The 14549-nt window shown below is 63.9% G+C and carries 16 protein-coding genes and 1 tRNA gene; 5 read left to right on the forward strand and 12 right to left on the reverse strand.

The annotated features are described in order from the left end of the window. Positions 1-34: 34 nt before the first annotated feature. Together KQ310_RS08910 and KQ310_RS08915 are read right to left on the reverse strand one after the other, a co-directional pair. Positions 35-895, reverse strand: coding sequence for a 16S rRNA (uracil(1498)-N(3))-methyltransferase (locus KQ310_RS08910; RefSeq protein WP_259721395.1), 861 nt, complete (start codon positions 893-895; stop codon positions 35-37). Between the two features lie 38 nt (positions 896-933). Then, positions 934-1389 (reverse strand): DUF3531 family protein, encoded by a 456-nt coding sequence (locus KQ310_RS08915; RefSeq protein ID WP_259721396.1) that lies wholly within the window; start codon positions 1387-1389, stop codon positions 934-936. 97 nt (positions 1390-1486) lie between these two features. Here KQ310_RS08915 and KQ310_RS08920 point away from each other — a divergent pair, with 97 nt between their 5' ends. Together KQ310_RS08920 and hslO are read left to right on the forward strand one after the other, a co-directional pair. After that, positions 1487-2161 (forward strand): ABC transporter ATP-binding protein, encoded by a 675-nt coding sequence (locus KQ310_RS08920; RefSeq protein ID WP_259721397.1) that lies wholly within the window; start codon positions 1487-1489, stop codon positions 2159-2161. A gap of 144 nt (positions 2162-2305) precedes the next feature. Next, complete coding sequence (hslO, locus tag KQ310_RS08925) at positions 2306-3220, forward strand: Hsp33 family molecular chaperone HslO (RefSeq protein WP_259721398.1); 915 nt, start codon at positions 2306-2308, stop codon at positions 3218-3220. Positions 3221-3223: 3 nt separating this feature from the next. Here the strand turns inward: hslO and KQ310_RS08930 are convergent, their stop codons facing one another. From KQ310_RS08930 to KQ310_RS08940, 3 genes are all read right to left on the reverse strand, one after another. After that, the gene (locus KQ310_RS08930; protein ID WP_259721399.1) at positions 3224-3910 is read right to left on the reverse strand and encodes a CPP1-like family protein; all 687 of its coding nucleotides are present in this window, start codon (positions 3908-3910) and stop codon (positions 3224-3226) included. Between the two features lie 71 nt (positions 3911-3981). Next, positions 3982-4206, reverse strand: a complete 225-nt coding sequence (locus tag KQ310_RS08935; RefSeq protein WP_259721400.1) for a hypothetical protein — start codon at positions 4204-4206, stop codon at positions 3982-3984. A gap of 117 nt (positions 4207-4323) precedes the next feature. Beyond that, positions 4324-5991, reverse strand: coding sequence for a peptide chain release factor 3 (locus tag KQ310_RS08940; protein ID WP_259721401.1), 1668 nt, complete (start codon positions 5989-5991; stop codon positions 4324-4326). On the opposite strand from KQ310_RS08940, the gene KQ310_RS08945 reads away from it, so the two are divergent. Continuing rightward, positions 5990-6283 (forward strand): hypothetical protein, encoded by a 294-nt coding sequence (locus KQ310_RS08945; RefSeq protein ID WP_259721402.1) that lies wholly within the window; start codon positions 5990-5992, stop codon positions 6281-6283. The genes KQ310_RS08940 and KQ310_RS08945 overlap by 2 nt on opposite strands. On the opposite strand, the gene KQ310_RS08950 is transcribed toward KQ310_RS08945, so the two are convergent. Then, positions 6280-6990 (reverse strand): class I SAM-dependent methyltransferase, encoded by a 711-nt coding sequence (locus tag KQ310_RS08950; protein WP_259721403.1) that lies wholly within the window; start codon positions 6988-6990, stop codon positions 6280-6282. The two genes, KQ310_RS08945 and KQ310_RS08950, sit on opposite strands and share 4 nt — an antisense overlap. 107 nt (positions 6991-7097) lie before the next feature. Here KQ310_RS08950 and nrdJ point away from each other — a divergent pair, with 107 nt between their 5' ends. After that, the gene (gene nrdJ, locus KQ310_RS08955) at positions 7098-9566 is read left to right on the forward strand and encodes a ribonucleoside-triphosphate reductase, adenosylcobalamin-dependent (protein ID WP_399238004.1); all 2469 of its coding nucleotides are present in this window, start codon (positions 7098-7100) and stop codon (positions 9564-9566) included. Positions 9567-9704: 138 nt separating this feature from the next. Here nrdJ and KQ310_RS08960 read toward each other — a convergent pair whose 3' ends face one another. The 4 genes from KQ310_RS08960 to KQ310_RS08975 form a co-directional block, all read right to left on the reverse strand. Next, positions 9705-10577 (reverse strand): GGDEF domain-containing protein, encoded by an 873-nt coding sequence (locus KQ310_RS08960; RefSeq protein WP_259721404.1) that lies wholly within the window; start codon positions 10575-10577, stop codon positions 9705-9707. A 5-nt stretch (positions 10578-10582) separates the two neighbouring features. Beyond that, entirely contained in the window at positions 10583-10978 is a 396-nt protein-coding gene (gene siaC, locus KQ310_RS08965) for a biofilm regulation phosphoprotein SiaC (protein WP_259721405.1), read from the reverse strand. 6 nt (positions 10979-10984) lie between these two features. Continuing rightward, a complete protein-coding gene (siaB, locus tag KQ310_RS08970) occupies positions 10985-11533 on the reverse strand; it encodes a biofilm regulation protein kinase SiaB (protein WP_259721406.1) in 549 nt (182 codons plus the stop codon). 104 nt (positions 11534-11637) lie between these two features. Next, positions 11638-12942 carry a SpoIIE family protein phosphatase gene (locus tag KQ310_RS08975; protein ID WP_259721407.1) on the reverse strand — a complete coding sequence of 435 codons (1305 nt, stop codon included), beginning with the start codon at positions 12940-12942 and terminating at the stop codon, positions 11638-11640. 91 nt (positions 12943-13033) lie between these two features. Here KQ310_RS08975 and KQ310_RS08980 point away from each other — a divergent pair. Then, positions 13034-13118, forward strand: a tRNA-Ser gene (locus KQ310_RS08980). 245 nt (positions 13119-13363) lie between these two features. On the opposite strand, the gene KQ310_RS08985 is transcribed toward KQ310_RS08980, so the two are convergent. After that, the gene (locus tag KQ310_RS08985) at positions 13364-13837 is read right to left on the reverse strand and encodes a tellurite resistance TerB family protein (RefSeq protein WP_259721408.1); all 474 of its coding nucleotides are present in this window, start codon (positions 13835-13837) and stop codon (positions 13364-13366) included. A 299-nt stretch (positions 13838-14136) separates the two neighbouring features. Beyond that, a complete protein-coding gene (locus tag KQ310_RS08990) occupies positions 14137-14430 on the reverse strand; it encodes a hypothetical protein (RefSeq protein ID WP_259721409.1) in 294 nt (97 codons plus the stop codon). Positions 14431-14549: the final 119 nt, after the last annotated feature.

Below are 14549 nucleotides of genomic sequence, written 5' to 3' on the forward strand. Positions count from 1 at the left end.
GCCAGGGGCATCGCCGCCCCGGCTCAGGTCTGATTCAGCTGCGCCCCAGCCGCTCCCGCCAGGCCACCAGGCGGGCCACGCCGGCCACGGCAGCGGTCGAGCTGCGCAGGATCGTGGATCCCAGCTGCACCAGCTGCCAGCCAGCGGCCACTGCGAGTTCCTCCTCGTGCTCAGACCAGCCCCCTTCCGGCCCGATCGCCAGGGTGATGGTGGTCGCAGCCGAGGATGCCGCTGTCGGGGATGCCGCAGCCGGGGATGTCGCAGCCGGGGATGTCTCAGCCGAGCAGACGGTCAATGCAGGTGTTGGACGATCCATGGGCTGCCAGGCCGCACAGGCATCCTCCAGGGCTGGCAGCTCTCCCTGGCGTGTGGTGGCCAGCAGACCCAGGCCCTCCACCGGCGCGGACAGGCAGGCAGCCGCGCTCCGCAGCGGTTCCCAGCGCGGTAGCCACAGGCGCTCGCACTGCTCCGCTGCTTCTCGCACGACCGCGCGCCAGCGCTCCGGAATCGCCGTGTCCGCCGCATCGCCGCGCCGGACGCTGCGCTCGGCCTGCAGGGGTCCCAGTTGATCCACACCCAGCTCGGTGGCCATGCGCAGCACCAGCTCCCCGTCGCGCCGTGGCATCGCCAGGGCCAGGCCGATCCGGAGGGAGGTGGGGGCCTGGCGCTCTAGGGGCTGCCCCATCGGCTGCTCCAGGTCGGCGCGGCCCGGCTCCTGCAGCTGCGCGGTCCAGAGGGCCCCGCAGCCATCCACCACGGCGAACCGGTCGCCGGGCCGCAGTCGCAGCACCCTGCTGAGGTAGTGGCTCTCCTGGCGGCTGAGCACGATCCCAGCCTCGCCGCCCTGCCGCAGCCGGTCCGGATCGATCAGCAGGCGGCGCAGTTCCCGGGCCATCGCTCTGGCTCACCCCCAGCCGCGACCCAACCGGCGCCTCATTCGTCCTCCAGCTGGGGAAAGAGGCTGTCCGGCTGCTCCTCGATCGGCCAGTCCTCGTTGATGCCGCCCACGACCACCTCCTCGATCTCGACCACGTCCTTGTTGAGTTGCCGCAGGGCATTGAGCAGCACGTCCAGGGCGAAGACATCGCTGGTCCCCATATCCACCCAGCAGCGGGCCCACTCTCCCTGCAGCTCCAGCGGCCCCATGTTGTGCATCAGGGCGGGCAGGGCCTGCTGCGCCTCCTCCTCGTCGACCACCAGCCAGCTGAGATCGGCGGCCTCCTCATGCAGTTGCAGGGTCTCGGCATTGAAACCGCCGAGCTTGCCGAGGAAAAACCAGCTGTCGAACACCGTTTCCACGTAGCCCCGCTCCCCGTGGCCGAGGGGATGGGAGAAGCGCATCCAGATCCAGCAGTTGAACGGGTCGACCTCGCGGAAGCGGATCTCCATGGGGCAGTGCGAACCGGTGGGGTTGCGATCGTTGTCTCCCCATCAAACACGCCGCCTCGACCCGCCGACTCCGGCGGCGGCCCAGCATGCTGGTGCCATGCTCGAGCTTCAGAACCTTCGTTATCAGCCCGCCACGGCTGCCACACCGGTGCTGCACGACGTGAGCCTGCGGCTGGAGGTGGGAGAGCCGGCCCTGGTGACGGGCCGCAGCGGCTGCGGCAAGACCACCCTGCTGGAGGTGATCAGTGGACTGGCCGAGGCCGATCGCGGCCGCATTCTCTGGAACGGCGAACCCCTTTCCAGCCGCAGTCGGCGCTGGCTCTGCGGGCTGGTGTTCCAGTTCCCGGAACGCCATTTCCTCGGCCTCACGCTGGGCCAGGAGCTGAAGCTCGGCCAGCGGCGCCTCACCCAGGAGCGGGCCGAGGCGGTGCTGGCCAAGGTGGGGCTCATGGGGATCTCGCTGCAGCAGGCACCGGAGCGGCTCAGTGGGGGCCAGCAGCGCCGGCTGGCCCTGGCGGTGCAGCTGCTGCGCGATCCGCGGGTGCTGCTGCTGGATGAACCCACCGCCGGGCTCGACTGGACCGTGCGCGATGAGGTGCTGCAGCTGCTGCGCAGCATCGCCCGCGAACGGGCGGTGCTGGTGGTGACCCATGAGCCGGAGCTGTTCGGTGATCTGGCGCCCCAGCGCTGGCTCCTGGAGAACGGCACCCTCCAGACCTGCCAACCCCACCAGGGTCAGTCGGCGCAGCGCTCGATCGCCCGACTGGGCTGACCCAGGAGCCAGCCCGTCCAGCCGGAGGGTCAGGACAGCCCACCGCCGCAGCACCCACCTCTGCATCGCCTACGGCCGCATCGCTCTCCGCCGCAGAGCACTCCCTACGATGCCCTCCAGTTCGGTTGCGGGCAGGTCGGTGTGATGGGCGATCAGTTGGTGCGTGCCACCGCCGCCGGGGGCGGTATCCGTCTGGTGGCGGTGACCACCACCGTGGCCAGCCGCTACGCCCGCCGCCGCCACGACCTCTCCTTCCTCACCACCGCCCTGCTGGGGCGAGCGATGACCGCCGGTCTGCTGCTGGCCAGCTCGATGAAGGTGGCCCATGGCCGGGTGAATCTGCGCATCGCCTCCGATGGCCCGCTGCGCGGCCTGATGGTGGATGCCGGCCGCGACGGCACCGTGCGCGGCTACGTGGGTCAGCCCAGCCTGGAGCTGGATCTGGTGCACGATGGCGATGGCGGCTCCCACTTCGACTTCCGCACGGCCACCGGCACCGGTTACCTGCACGTGGTGCGCGACCTGGGCGAGGGCGTGCCGTTCAGCAGCACGGTTGAGCTGGTCAGCGGCGGCATCGGCGAGGACGTCGCCTCCTACCTGCTCCATTCCGAGCAGACCCCCTCGGCGGTGTTCGTGGGGGAACGGATCGACAGCAGCGGCGTGCGCTGCGCCGGAGGGGTGCTGGTGCAGGTGCTGCCCAAGGCGGCCCGGGAACCGGCCCTGGTGGCCCTGCTGGAGGAGCGCTGCCGGGAGATCAGCGGCTTCAGCAATCGGCTGGCCGCCTGCGAGGGCAATCTCAAGGCGCTGCTGGAGGACATCTTTCCGGATCTGGATCCCCAGCTGCTCCAGGAGGGAGAGCCCCATCAGACGGTGCAGTTCCACTGCCCCTGCAGCCGCCGCCGCAGCGTCAGCGCCCTGAAACTGCTGGGCCGCGACGAACTCAGCGCCATCCTGCTGGAAGACGGCCAGGCCGAGCTGGTCTGCCACTTCTGCAATGAGGCCTACCAGGTCGAGGCCCCTGAACTGCAGGAGCTGATCGACGAGCTGGCTGTGGCGTAATCCTCACCCGATCAGCAGGGCACCAAGCAGCAGCAGCAGCAGGGCCGGCAGGCTCTGCACCTGGAGGGGTGTGAGGGGCAGGCCCATGGGCAGGGACGGGTCGAGGCCACCGGCCAGCAGTCCGCCGATCACCAGCCCGATCGCGAGCAAGGCCAAACTCCAGCCGACCGCCACCAGCAACCGACCGAGCCGGCGCTGCAGGTTGATCACGGCCACCCCGGTGGCAAGGGCCAGCAGCAGCTCCGGTGCTGCGCTCGGGGTGAACAGCAGCAGGGCCAGCAGCGAACCGATGCCGGCCAGGGGAATCCAGAGCTCGGCGCCACTGGCCAAGCCCAGACTGGGCAGGCGCAGGGCGGCGCCGGAGAACTTGGGAACGGCCAGCTGCGGCAACTGGGGCAGGGCGGGCAGGGCCGGCCGGGCAGGCGGCGGCGAGGCCTGTTCCCGTTGGGAGGCGGAGCGGGCCGCGAAGCTCACCCGCCCCTGCTGCCGCTCCTTGAGGCGCTCCATCAGCACGGCGTCGTAGGCGGCCTCGATTCGGGAGCGGGCCAGGGGGTCATCGCCCACTTCGTCGAGCCGCGCCAGCTTGGCGGCTTGCACGGCATCGAAACTGGCGTCGGCCGCGATGCCGAGCCGCTCATAGGGGTCGGAGGCATCGGCCGCCCGGGACGGCTGATCGGAACCTTGATTCATGGCCAGCTCTGCGTATTCAGGAGCGTATCGAGAACCGGCCACCCTGGGTGGGCTGCCCCTGGTTGTTCAGCTCAGAACAGGGGATCGCTGCACTGGTATCCGGACTCTTGCTGGAGGCGGCGACGCCAGGCTTCAGCTTCGTCGACAGGCAGACGGTGGCGATGCTTCAACAGGGGCATCTGGGGAGGGAGATGGCTGCCCTCCCGCATCTCCACAGCCCCCTGGGCAGGGAGAAAGTTGACGTAATCACAGCCCCCGTCGCTGCGGGGACGCACCAGCCAGACCGGCAGGGGCATGACTATGACCTTCTGTTGCAGAACCTTTCGGTTAGTGAACAGCAGTCTGGCGGATCCTGCGCCCAAGCGCGACCCCCACCGCGTGCTCGGCAGTCCGTCTGCCCCCATGGGCTGCCTTCAGAGCGCGATCGGCTCGACGCCACTGACCACGGGGGCCACAGCGCTCAGTTCCAGCTCGGGATGGTCGTCGTGCAGCTGGTTGAGGTTCCAGGTGTTCTTGAACAGCAGCACCGGCCGGTCCCAGGCATCCCGCACCGTTTTGCAGTTGAAGACGCGGCCCACCTGTTCAAGCGCCGGCCAGCCCCCCACCACCCAGCGGGCCACCGAGAAGCCCAGGGGCTCCAGGCGGGTCTGCACGCCGTACTCGTTCTCGAGGCGGTATTGCACCACCTCCAGTTGCAGCTGGCCCACGGCCGCCAGGATCGGATCGCGCTTGCTCTGGTCGGTGTCGTAGAGGATCTGCACGGCACCCTCCTCGCGCAGCTCGTTGACGCCTTTGCGGAAGCTCTTGAAGGCTGAAGGGTTGGGGTTGCGAAGCCAGGAAAAGATCTCCGGGCTGAAGCAGGGGATTCCCTCGTATTCCACTTTGGGGCCCACATAGAGCGTGTCGCCGATGGCGAACATGCCCGGGTTGTTGAGGCCGATCACATCACCGGGGTAGGCGTCTTCCACGACCTCCCGGTCCTGGCCGAACAGCTTCTGCGGCCGCGAGAGGCGAATCGCCTTGCCGGTGCGGGCGTGCTGCACCGTCATGTCCTTCTCGAATCGGCCGCTGCAGACCCGCACGAAGGCGACCCGATCGCGGTGACGGGGATCCATGTTGGCCTGCAGCTTGAACACGAAGCCGCTGAAGCCGGGCCGGATCGGATCCACCGTGCCGGCGCTGCTGGTGCGGGCGATCGGCTTCTGGGCCAGTTCGAGGAAGGCATCGAGAAAGGGCCGCACGCCGAAGTTGGTCATGGCCGACCCGAAGAACACCGGGCTCAGTTCACCGGCGTGCACCAGTTCGAGGTCGAGGTCGGCACCGGCTCCATCGAGCAGCTCCAGTTCCTCCAGGGCTGCCGCTAACAGATCCGCTTCCACCAGATCGCTGCTGGCGGCCTCCTCGACGGACAGCAGCTTCTCCTCGCTCTGGCGGCCCCGCTCAGCCCGCTGAAACAGGATCACCTGCCGGCTGCGGCGGTCGATCACGCCGCGGAAGCGATCGCCGCTGCCGATCGGCCAGTTCACCGGCCAGCAGGCAAGACCGAGCTCCGTCTCGATCTCATCGAGCAGCTCCAGGGGTTCGCGCCCTGGCCGGTCCATCTTGTTGATGAAGGTGAAGATCGGGATCTGCCGCATGCGGCAGACCTCGAACAGCTTGCGGGTCTGGGGCTCGAGTCCCTTGGCCGCGTCCTCCAGCATCACCGCGTTATCCGCGGCGGCCAGGGTGCGGTAGGTGTCTTCGGAGAAGTCCTGGTGGCCGGGGGTGTCGAGCAGGTTGATCGTGCTGCCGCTGTAGTCGAACTGCAGCACTGTTGAGGTGATCGAGATGCCGCGCTGCTTCTCCAGCTCCATCCAGTCGGAGGTCACCTTGCGCTGTTCGCCCTTGGCCTTCACGGCACCGGCCTGCTGGATCGCGCCGCCGTAGAGCAGCAGTTTTTCGGTGAGGGTGGTCTTACCGGCGTCCGGGTGGGAAATGATCGCGAAGTTGCGGCGCCGGCTCACCGCCTCGGCCAGGGCGGCGAGCTCGGGGTCGGCGGCGCTGCTGGCCGCTGCGGAGGGGGACTGGGCTGTGCTCGTCATGCACCCCAGCCTGACAGGCAGCCCCAGCCCCGGGCACGGGCTGCTTCGTTGCCTGCGCCGCGATGACCTGGCGGCCCGGCTGGGGGGCGACGAGCTGCTGGTGATGGTGTTCGGTATTCAGGACCTCGCCAACGCCGAGGCCCTGGCGGAGACGATCCTCATAGCGGCAGCTGAGCCGATCGACAGTCTGATGCAGCAGGCCGATCAGGCGATGTATGAGGCCAAACGGCTCGGCCGCAACCGGCTGGTGCCGCTCCAGCCGCCAGCCGCTGTCCTGGAGCGACCGACTTAACGCTGGCCCCAGACCTCCAGGTAGCGGTCGTCCAGGGGGGCCACCCGCAACCCTGTCAATCCCGCCTGCAGCAGCTGCGCTTCCACCTCCTCGGGGCGGAAGGCCGCATGCAGCGAAGCCAGGTAATCCCGCTGCAGGATCTCTGGCGCCTGGCCCAGGTGGCGGTGCAGCAGATCCTCAGCGGCAGCCGCTGAGTCGGGTCGTCGCAGATCCTTGATGTAGACGGTCGCCCCGGGTGCGGCCAGCTGCCGAACCGTGTGCCAGAGCACGGCCGGGTCATGCAGATGGTGCAAGAGGCTGTTGCTGAGCACCGCCTCGCAGGCCCCGCTCAGATCACTCTGATCCAGGGCATCGCAGGGCAATACGAGCTGACGGAATTCCAGGCTTGCAGGGAAATCCCCCTGCCTGTCCAGCCGTTCCCGGGCGATCGCCAGCATCGCCGCGGCCCCGTCGATGCCCACCACATGGGCCCCGGGATAACGCTCGGCCAGCAGAACGCTGATGTTGCCGGGCCCGCAACCGAGGTCCACCAGTAAGCCGGGGCATCGGCCTGGCGTGAGGGTTGCCAGGATTTCAGCGAAACGATCCACCACCAGCCTGTCGGTGGCGGTGAAATCGGCCGCGGCATAGGCCGTCGCCTGGGCCGGTTCGTCCATCAGCTCCGGCTCTGGCTGCCTCGGCATCGGTTCGGGATCGGGGCGGGGCATGGCAAGCGTGGCGGCGAAGGATCCCAGCCTGCTGCGGCAACCGCCAAGCCACATCCGCTGTTGGTCCGCCGCGCCCGATCGGACCTGACCACTGCCGCTGGTGCAGGGTGAACCTTGCTGCCCCCACCAGTGGCGTTAAGGTGGCCTTCACGTACCTGGCCTCAGCAGCGGTGACCCTCACCCCCCTTCGCCCGGAGTCGCTCCAGCAGAGCGATCCCCAGTCTGTGGCTGCCGGTGCGGCGGCGGCGGTTGAACGCGGCGAGGCTGGCGGCCAGCAGGGTCAGTCCCAGACTGATTTCCCCGCCACCGCGCCTGCGGCCAATCCGGTTTTTTACCGCACCTATTCCCGCAAGACGGCCACCGGCCGCGAGAGCTGGCATGAGGTGGCCGAACGCAACCTGGCCGGGCTGCGCAGCCTCGGGAACCTCTCGGAGGAGGACGTGAACCTGCTGCGTCGGATGCAGCAGCAGCAGATGGCTCTCCCTTCGGGCCGCTGGCTCTGGATCGGTGGCACCGACTGGATCGAGCAACCGGAAAACTTCTCAGGTGCCTACAACTGCACCTCCACCAACCTGGTGGATTGGGAGGCATTCGGTCTGATGATGGACCTCGCCATGATGGGCTGTGGCACCGGCGCCATCATCGAGCCCCGTCTGATCAACCGGCTGCCGGCGGTGCGCAACCAATTGGTGATCACCGGGGTCAGCGACATCGGCGCCACCCCCGCAGGCCAGCGGCAGGAGACCACCAGCCACACGATCGAGGGCCACAAGGTCCACATCCGGGTGGGCGATACCCGCCGCGGTTGGGTTGACAGCTATCAGCTGCTGCTTGAACTCTGCAGTGACCCACGCTTCGGCGAGGCTGAACAGGGCGGCACCGTCGAGATCTCGGTCGATCTCTCCGATGTGCGTCCCGTCGGTGAAACCCTCAAGGGCTTCGGCGGCATGGCCAACCCGGTGAAGTTGAAGGATCTCTATGGCCGGGTGGCCAAGATCCTCAACAAGGCCCGTGGCCGTCAGCTCAGCTCTGTGGAGTGCTGCCTGCTGATCGATGAGGCGGCGGTCACGATCGTGGCGGGCAACATTCGTCGCAGTGCCGGCATGCGTCAGTTCGCCGCCGATGACCTGCCCGCGGCTGGCGCCAAGGAGAACCTCTGGCAACAGGATGCTGCCGGCAACTGGCGGATCGATCCCGAGCGCGACGCGCTCCGGATGGCCAACCACACCCGCGTCTTTCACACCCGCCCGAGTCGTGAGACGGTGCTGGAGGCGGTGATCAAGCAGTTCCAGTCCGGCGAGGGCGCGATCCAGTTCGCCCCTGAGGCGATCGCCCGCTCCAACGCCGATCTGCTGCCCACCCCGGAGCTGCGCAGCGAGTTCATCGAGATCTATGTGGATCAGGGACGCGAGGAAGCAGGCCGCTGGCTGACGCTGCATCATCCGGAGATCAGTCCGGCCGAACTGGAGCATCGCCTGGGTCGCTACGGCCTCAACCCTTGCGGCGAAATCCTCGGCGACGATTTCCATTGCAACCTGGCTGAGATCCACCTCAACCGCATCGATCCTGCCGACCACAAAGCCCAGGAGGAGGCCTTCACGGCCGGTGGCCTGGCCGTGGCCTGCCTGCTCAACCACCGCTTCGAGGTGGAGCGTTACCGCCAGAGCCGCGCCTGGGATCCGATCGTGGGGGTGAGCTTCACCGGCCTGTTCGACTTCTTCGTGCACGCCTTCGGCACCCCCTGGCTGAACTGGTGGGAAGCTGGCCGTCCTGCCACGTCCGAGGGCCTCAGTTTCAAGGCCCAGGAGGCCGCCTACCTGAGCCGCTGGAAGGAGATCGTCAACCAGGCGGTGTGGAACTACTGCGATCGCCACGGAATGCGCCGCCCCAACCGTTGCACCACGGTGCAGCCAGCCGGCACCAAGAGCCTGCTCACGGGTGCATCCCCCGGTTGGCATCCGCCCAAGGCCCAACGCTTCATCCGCCGCATCACCTTCCGCAAGAATGATCCGGTCGCCCTGGCCTGCATGGATTACGGCTACACCATCGTCCCCAGCCAGAGCGATAAGGATGAGCAGGGCCGGCTCCTGGATGATCCGTTTGATCCCCGTTGCACGGAGTGGCTGGTTGAAATCCCCACCCAGGTGAGCTGGGCCAACATCCCCGGTGCCGACAGGGTGGAGATCAACAACTTCTCTGCCTTAGCCCAGTTTGATTTCTATATGCAGGTGCAGCAGCACTACACGGCGCACAACACATCGGCCACCGTGGAGTTCCGTGAGGATGAGATTGAGCCCTTGGCTGATGCCATTTGGCAGGCCATTGATGAAGGAAAGGGATATATCTCTGCGGCTCTACTGGCCCGCTTCGATGCCAACGCTACCTTCCCGCGATTGCCGTTTGAGCCGATCGATCATGCCACCTACGAACGCTTGCAACGTGAGGTGGAGCAGCGTCGCCATACGGTCGATTTCTTCGAAGCTCTGCGGCATTACGATGGTGGCGAATTGATCGAAGCCGGCCCGGCAGGATGTGATTCTGATAAGTGTCTGTTGCCGCTGGCCCAGCCCACATAGCCGTTCCAGATCAGATGCTGCCAGCCAAAGTCTGGTGGCATCTCAGCCTGGAATGTTGCGATCTTGAGCGCGCCCACGATCAATCTGATTGGCTTTAAGACTTGGATTGGTCCTGATTGGCTTTAAGTCTCAGATTGATCAGTCAATGCCGAACTGATGAAAGACACAGCGATCACGTCCGCTCTGCTTGGCTTCATAGAGAGCGGCGTCGGCACGTGTGAAGGTCTCCACGTAGGTTTCTCCAGGTTCGTGCTCTGCCAAGCCAGCACTCATGGTGACGCGCAATTCTTGGCCGTCTGCAGAGATTGTCAAGTTGCGCACATTCTGCAGGAGGCGGCTGACGATTTCCAGACTGGTCTTTGCACTGCTTCCGACGAAAAGAGCCAGAAACTCTTCTCCGCCCCAGCGGGCGCAAAGGTCGTATTCGCGCATGCCACCCCTTAAGACTGCAGCCAGCTCAATCAAGACACGATCGCCCATGTCGTGGCCATAGGTATCGTTCACGGACTTGAAAAGGTCTGCGTCAAAGATGGCCATGCAGTAGCTAGTGCCATGCCTGGAAGCGCGTTCATCCTCATCTCGGCAGCGATCAGCCATTAACCGGCGGTTGGGAATCCCGGTGAGCTGGTCATGGGTTGCCGCTTCATGCAGGCTTTGATTCAGATCTTTCAGCATCGCCTGATAGCGATCTGAAATTTTGATCACGCGCTCCAGTCGGTGCAGTTGCCTGTCATAGCGGTGCAACAGATTTGAGTGATGATGCGACGAAGCAGCGGCAGCAGCAGCAGCAATTTCAGCGGTGTTGTGAGCAGCACCATCGGAAGGTTTGTCAGTAGCGGCCTCAGCAGGGTGGTCAGTGTCGGTGACGTGCTCCAGCTTCGTCAGCTGCAGAGCCATGCGCCGCCAAAGTTGCTGGAGTGCGTCATGTAGAGGGTGGCCATGATGGGCTTCATCCTCCAAGAGTTGCTGCACCAGCAGCTCTAGCTCATCATTACTCTCCTTGGCGGTCATGATGATCAGCTCTCTATGGTCATAATATCAAAAGGAAAGGAGTAGTCTTCCTTGAATTCCTCGCCTAGCTCGGCAGAGCGTGGATTGCGAGTATCGTAAATCCAGTGAACAGCAACATCTCCTCCTTCATCGAAAGCAGTTTGGAGAAGGTCAAAGATATCGATCATCGCTCGAATGCTGCTGGTATTGAGATAATTCAGTTTTAGGTTGATCCTCAGCGGCATCTTGCCAGTTTCCAGATAGTTCTCCACCCAAGAGATCACCTGGTCAAAGAGTTCGTAGGTGTTTTCCGGATAGGATTCACCGGTCATCACCAGCAGCCCCGCTGCCCAGTCAGCATCGATCGCAGGCGTCGACTGGCTGGCGGGAAGGCTGAGGTTTGGGCCGGTCGGCGAATCCATAGGCACTCAGATGATGGCGCGAAGACTGAAGAAGGCTCGTCCGTCGTCCAGCAGATCTAGGTTAGCTTCCAAGGGGCGCGAGGCGATCCGGGCAATCTGAATCAAGCCAAGGCCGGCGCCTGTGACAGCCTCTTGATTGCGTGGTTGACGGAGTTGGCTTTTATAGAGTGCCTTGAGCTCCATCTTATCAAGTGCTGCAAGCTCCATGATTCGCTCCAACAGCTTTTCCCCATCAGCTTGCTCCACCACATTGCCAGCCGAGACCGAGTAGTGCAGCTCATCAGAGGCTGCGATCACGACGGTCGCGGTTGAGTCGGCTTCATTGTATCCTTGCGAATTGGTGTAATGACGGATATTCTGGCTCATTTCCACGTAGACACTGAACACATCAATCGCAGCTGTCTGGCTGGCCTCGATGGATTCAATGTGATTTTTCAAGGCCAAACCGATCTCGCTGATGAGGCTGCGAGAGACGGGACCATTGAAGCAGATGAAAATACTTTCAGCGCTAAAGTATTGGCGTAAGGCTGACAGATTTTGGATCGTGATTGTCATGGCAAGATCCAGGACCGTGGCAGAATCCTTTCGGGCAGACTTAATGGTTGCATGCTCATGGTGGATGAGGGGCTGTCCGTAGAGAAAATGATTGGTATTGACATCTACGGGAATCGAAACGACAACACGGTCACGTCGTCACGCTGGGGAAGAGCACCACGAAATTCAGCCAGGCTCTCTGAGAATGCCCGGCGCTGATCGGGAAGGGGCTTGGCGGCGTGCTGGAGGAGCCAGGCAGAGAACCGTTCGCTGCCCAGGCCGAAGCCATACTCGCCACCGGATTGGTCAAGATAGCCATCAGTGGTGAGATAGTAGGTATATCCCTGACGCAAAGGAACATCATAATCTTGATAGGCTCCAATTCGGCGATCACAGATGGCGCGATTGTCTCCTTTTTGCTTGATGACATCAACGCCGTTGCTTGCGTAGAGAGTGATCTTTGCACCTGCAAAGCGGATCAAGCGATTCTGAAAATCAATCAGAGCCAGGCCCATGTCCATGCTGGTGGCGATCGCCCGACTCAGCTGAGCATCTCCGAGCAGGCTCCGCATCGAATGGTCGATGGCCCGAAGCAGTGCCGCTGGGGAATCGAGTCCCATCTCCTGAACGGAACGATCCACGCCAGCTCTGGCCATCATCGTCATCATGGCTCCGGGGACGCCGTGGCCGGCACAGTCGGCCACGCCGACAAGGCAGCGATCGGGCTCAGTATGGAGGATGTAGTAATCACCACCAACGGTGTCACGAGGCTGCCAGAGGATGAAATGATCGTCGCCAAAGACATCTTTCAGCTGACGGTCGGGAAGAATGGAGCGCTGCAGCAAGCCCGCATAGCGAAGCGATTCTGAAATCTGGCGATTGGCATGAACAAGCTGCTTATTGGAGGAATCAATCTCGTCAAACGCCTGCCGCATGTTGGAGAGCAGGAGGTTAAAGGTGTGGGCAAGCAGGCTGACCTCGTCTTTCCCTTTGACGGTGAGATAGATATCGTGATCATTGCTTTCAATCCGGCGGGTTTCCTCGACCAGCCGGGCCAGAGGTGCAACGATCCGGGCGAAGATGATGCGATAGGAAATAATGGCAAGAACTGCCAGGATGAGCGTCAGCAGCAGGGAGACATAAACTGAAGATTGCTCGGCAGTCTCTCCTCTGAGCAGGGTAAAATTATAGATAATCAGATACAACAGCACTCCGCCGTTGATCAGGGCGATCAGGGCGAAAGTCTTCTGGATCGAGAGGTGCTTCTGAGGGGCCATCAAGGTCCGACTGGTGTCTGCTCCGAATCGGGGGAGAATCATCTCCTCCGATTCGGGAACACGATGATCGGAACGGTAATAGATTTTATCCATGTCTGCTGCTTGTCCAGCGAAGGAACTGCCTCGGAGCTTGTGCCGACGTTGCGGAACCATGACGGTGGAAGCGGCAGGGAGGGAAATGCCTGTGGGACAATGGTGCAGCATTCGGGCAGTGGCTGCTGAGCCTCAACCCGAAGCGACCCCTGGAGGGGTGGTCGAGTGGTTGATGGCTCTGGTCTTGAAAACCAGCGAGGTGAAAGCCTCCGCGGGTTCGAATCCCGCCCCCTCCGCTTTTCAGCTCCTTGAGGCCTCGCTCGAGCCCTTTGAAATGGCGGATGGTCGCCTTGGGGTTGGTTTCGCTTCGGGTCATGTCGCCACTTGCATCGACCCCCCGACTGTCTACCCAGCACCGTAGAGCCTCTGACTCCTGCCATGGTCAGAGGCCTGCAGGTTCTTCGCCGAGCCGAGCCTGGCTGAGCCGGAGTGATCGCCGCTCTGGATCACGGTGACGCATCACAGCCAGGGATGCAGCGCTTCAGACGGCCACGGAGGCGACGGACTTGTCTTCGGTGAGCCGGGTCTCGATGCTGGGAGGCAACCAGGCCGGATCGTCCAGGGCGGCGTGGAGGACATCCATCACCTCCAGGACCTTGGTGGTTTCGAGCAGATCGAGTTCGAGTGTGTCGGCCAGATGCTCGAGGATCAGTTGCTCCTGTTCGAGCAGGGGACCATCGGAGCGCATGATCTCCGCCGCCATGGCATAGGCGGTGTGACGTTGCCGCGGGTCGAGAACACTGGCTGCACGCTCCATCAGCCCCTCAGCTCCGAGCCGACGCAATTCGGCCAGCAGGTCATCCATCAGCGCAATCATCTGGGCTTCGCTGCGCTGGTTGTAGGGAGCCCGATAATCCAGCAGGTGGCGCAGGGAACGGGTGCCGGCGCGGGTGAGGCTGCCATCCCAGGAGACAGCAGCCAGTGCCACGGCGGCAAGGGCGGTGGGGGAATCCATGGAGCGGATCAGAGGAAGATCATCTCTATCACCAGTCAGACCCCCGCCGCACTTCGGTCGCCATTGCAACAGGCCCGGCTGTCTTGTCATGCAGATTCATGTTGATGCCCCACGTTGATGGCTTTCGTTGAGCCGGTGTGATTGGCATCTCCTCACATGGATCACCCTGTGGGACGCGATGGACACAGTTCAGGTCCCGGGCGCCAGATCTCAGCCTGTTGCACTACAGCCCAGCGACCGTCAGCGAAGGTTCTGCAGACCAGCGACCATCAGCTGCGCCTGTGACAGTCGAGCCTCTATCAATCGAACGCCTTGGACGGGCATTGCTTTCGAATACCGCCGTAGAAGAGCTGGTTGAAGCGATCCTCCCCCAGCTTTTCGACAAAATCAGCCTGCTTGGGGTACTGACCGAAGATGAAGCCGATCGCCATGCCTTCGTAGAGCCCCCGGTCGTAATCGGTCATCCGGCCGGGGTTTTCGGTTTTCATGCTGCCGCAGTAGAAGTCGACGGCCTGGCGCACCAGAAATTCGTTGTCGGCGGCCTCGGCAGTGGCCGCAGGACCCAGGACAAGGGCGAGGGCCGTGACCGCCATGGGCGCCAGTCTGTTCAGCAACGAGTCCCGCCTGCCAGTAGCTGGCTCTGGCGCAGGCCGGTCGGTTGTTGCTGCGCTGGAGCCAGTTGCGTGCATGTCAATCAAGGCTGACTCCCGCG

The organism is Synechococcus sp. CS-1328 (assembly GCF_025128095.1).
In the GTDB taxonomy this organism is placed as follows: Bacteria; Cyanobacteriota; Cyanobacteriia; order PCC-6307; family Cyanobiaceae; genus CBW1002.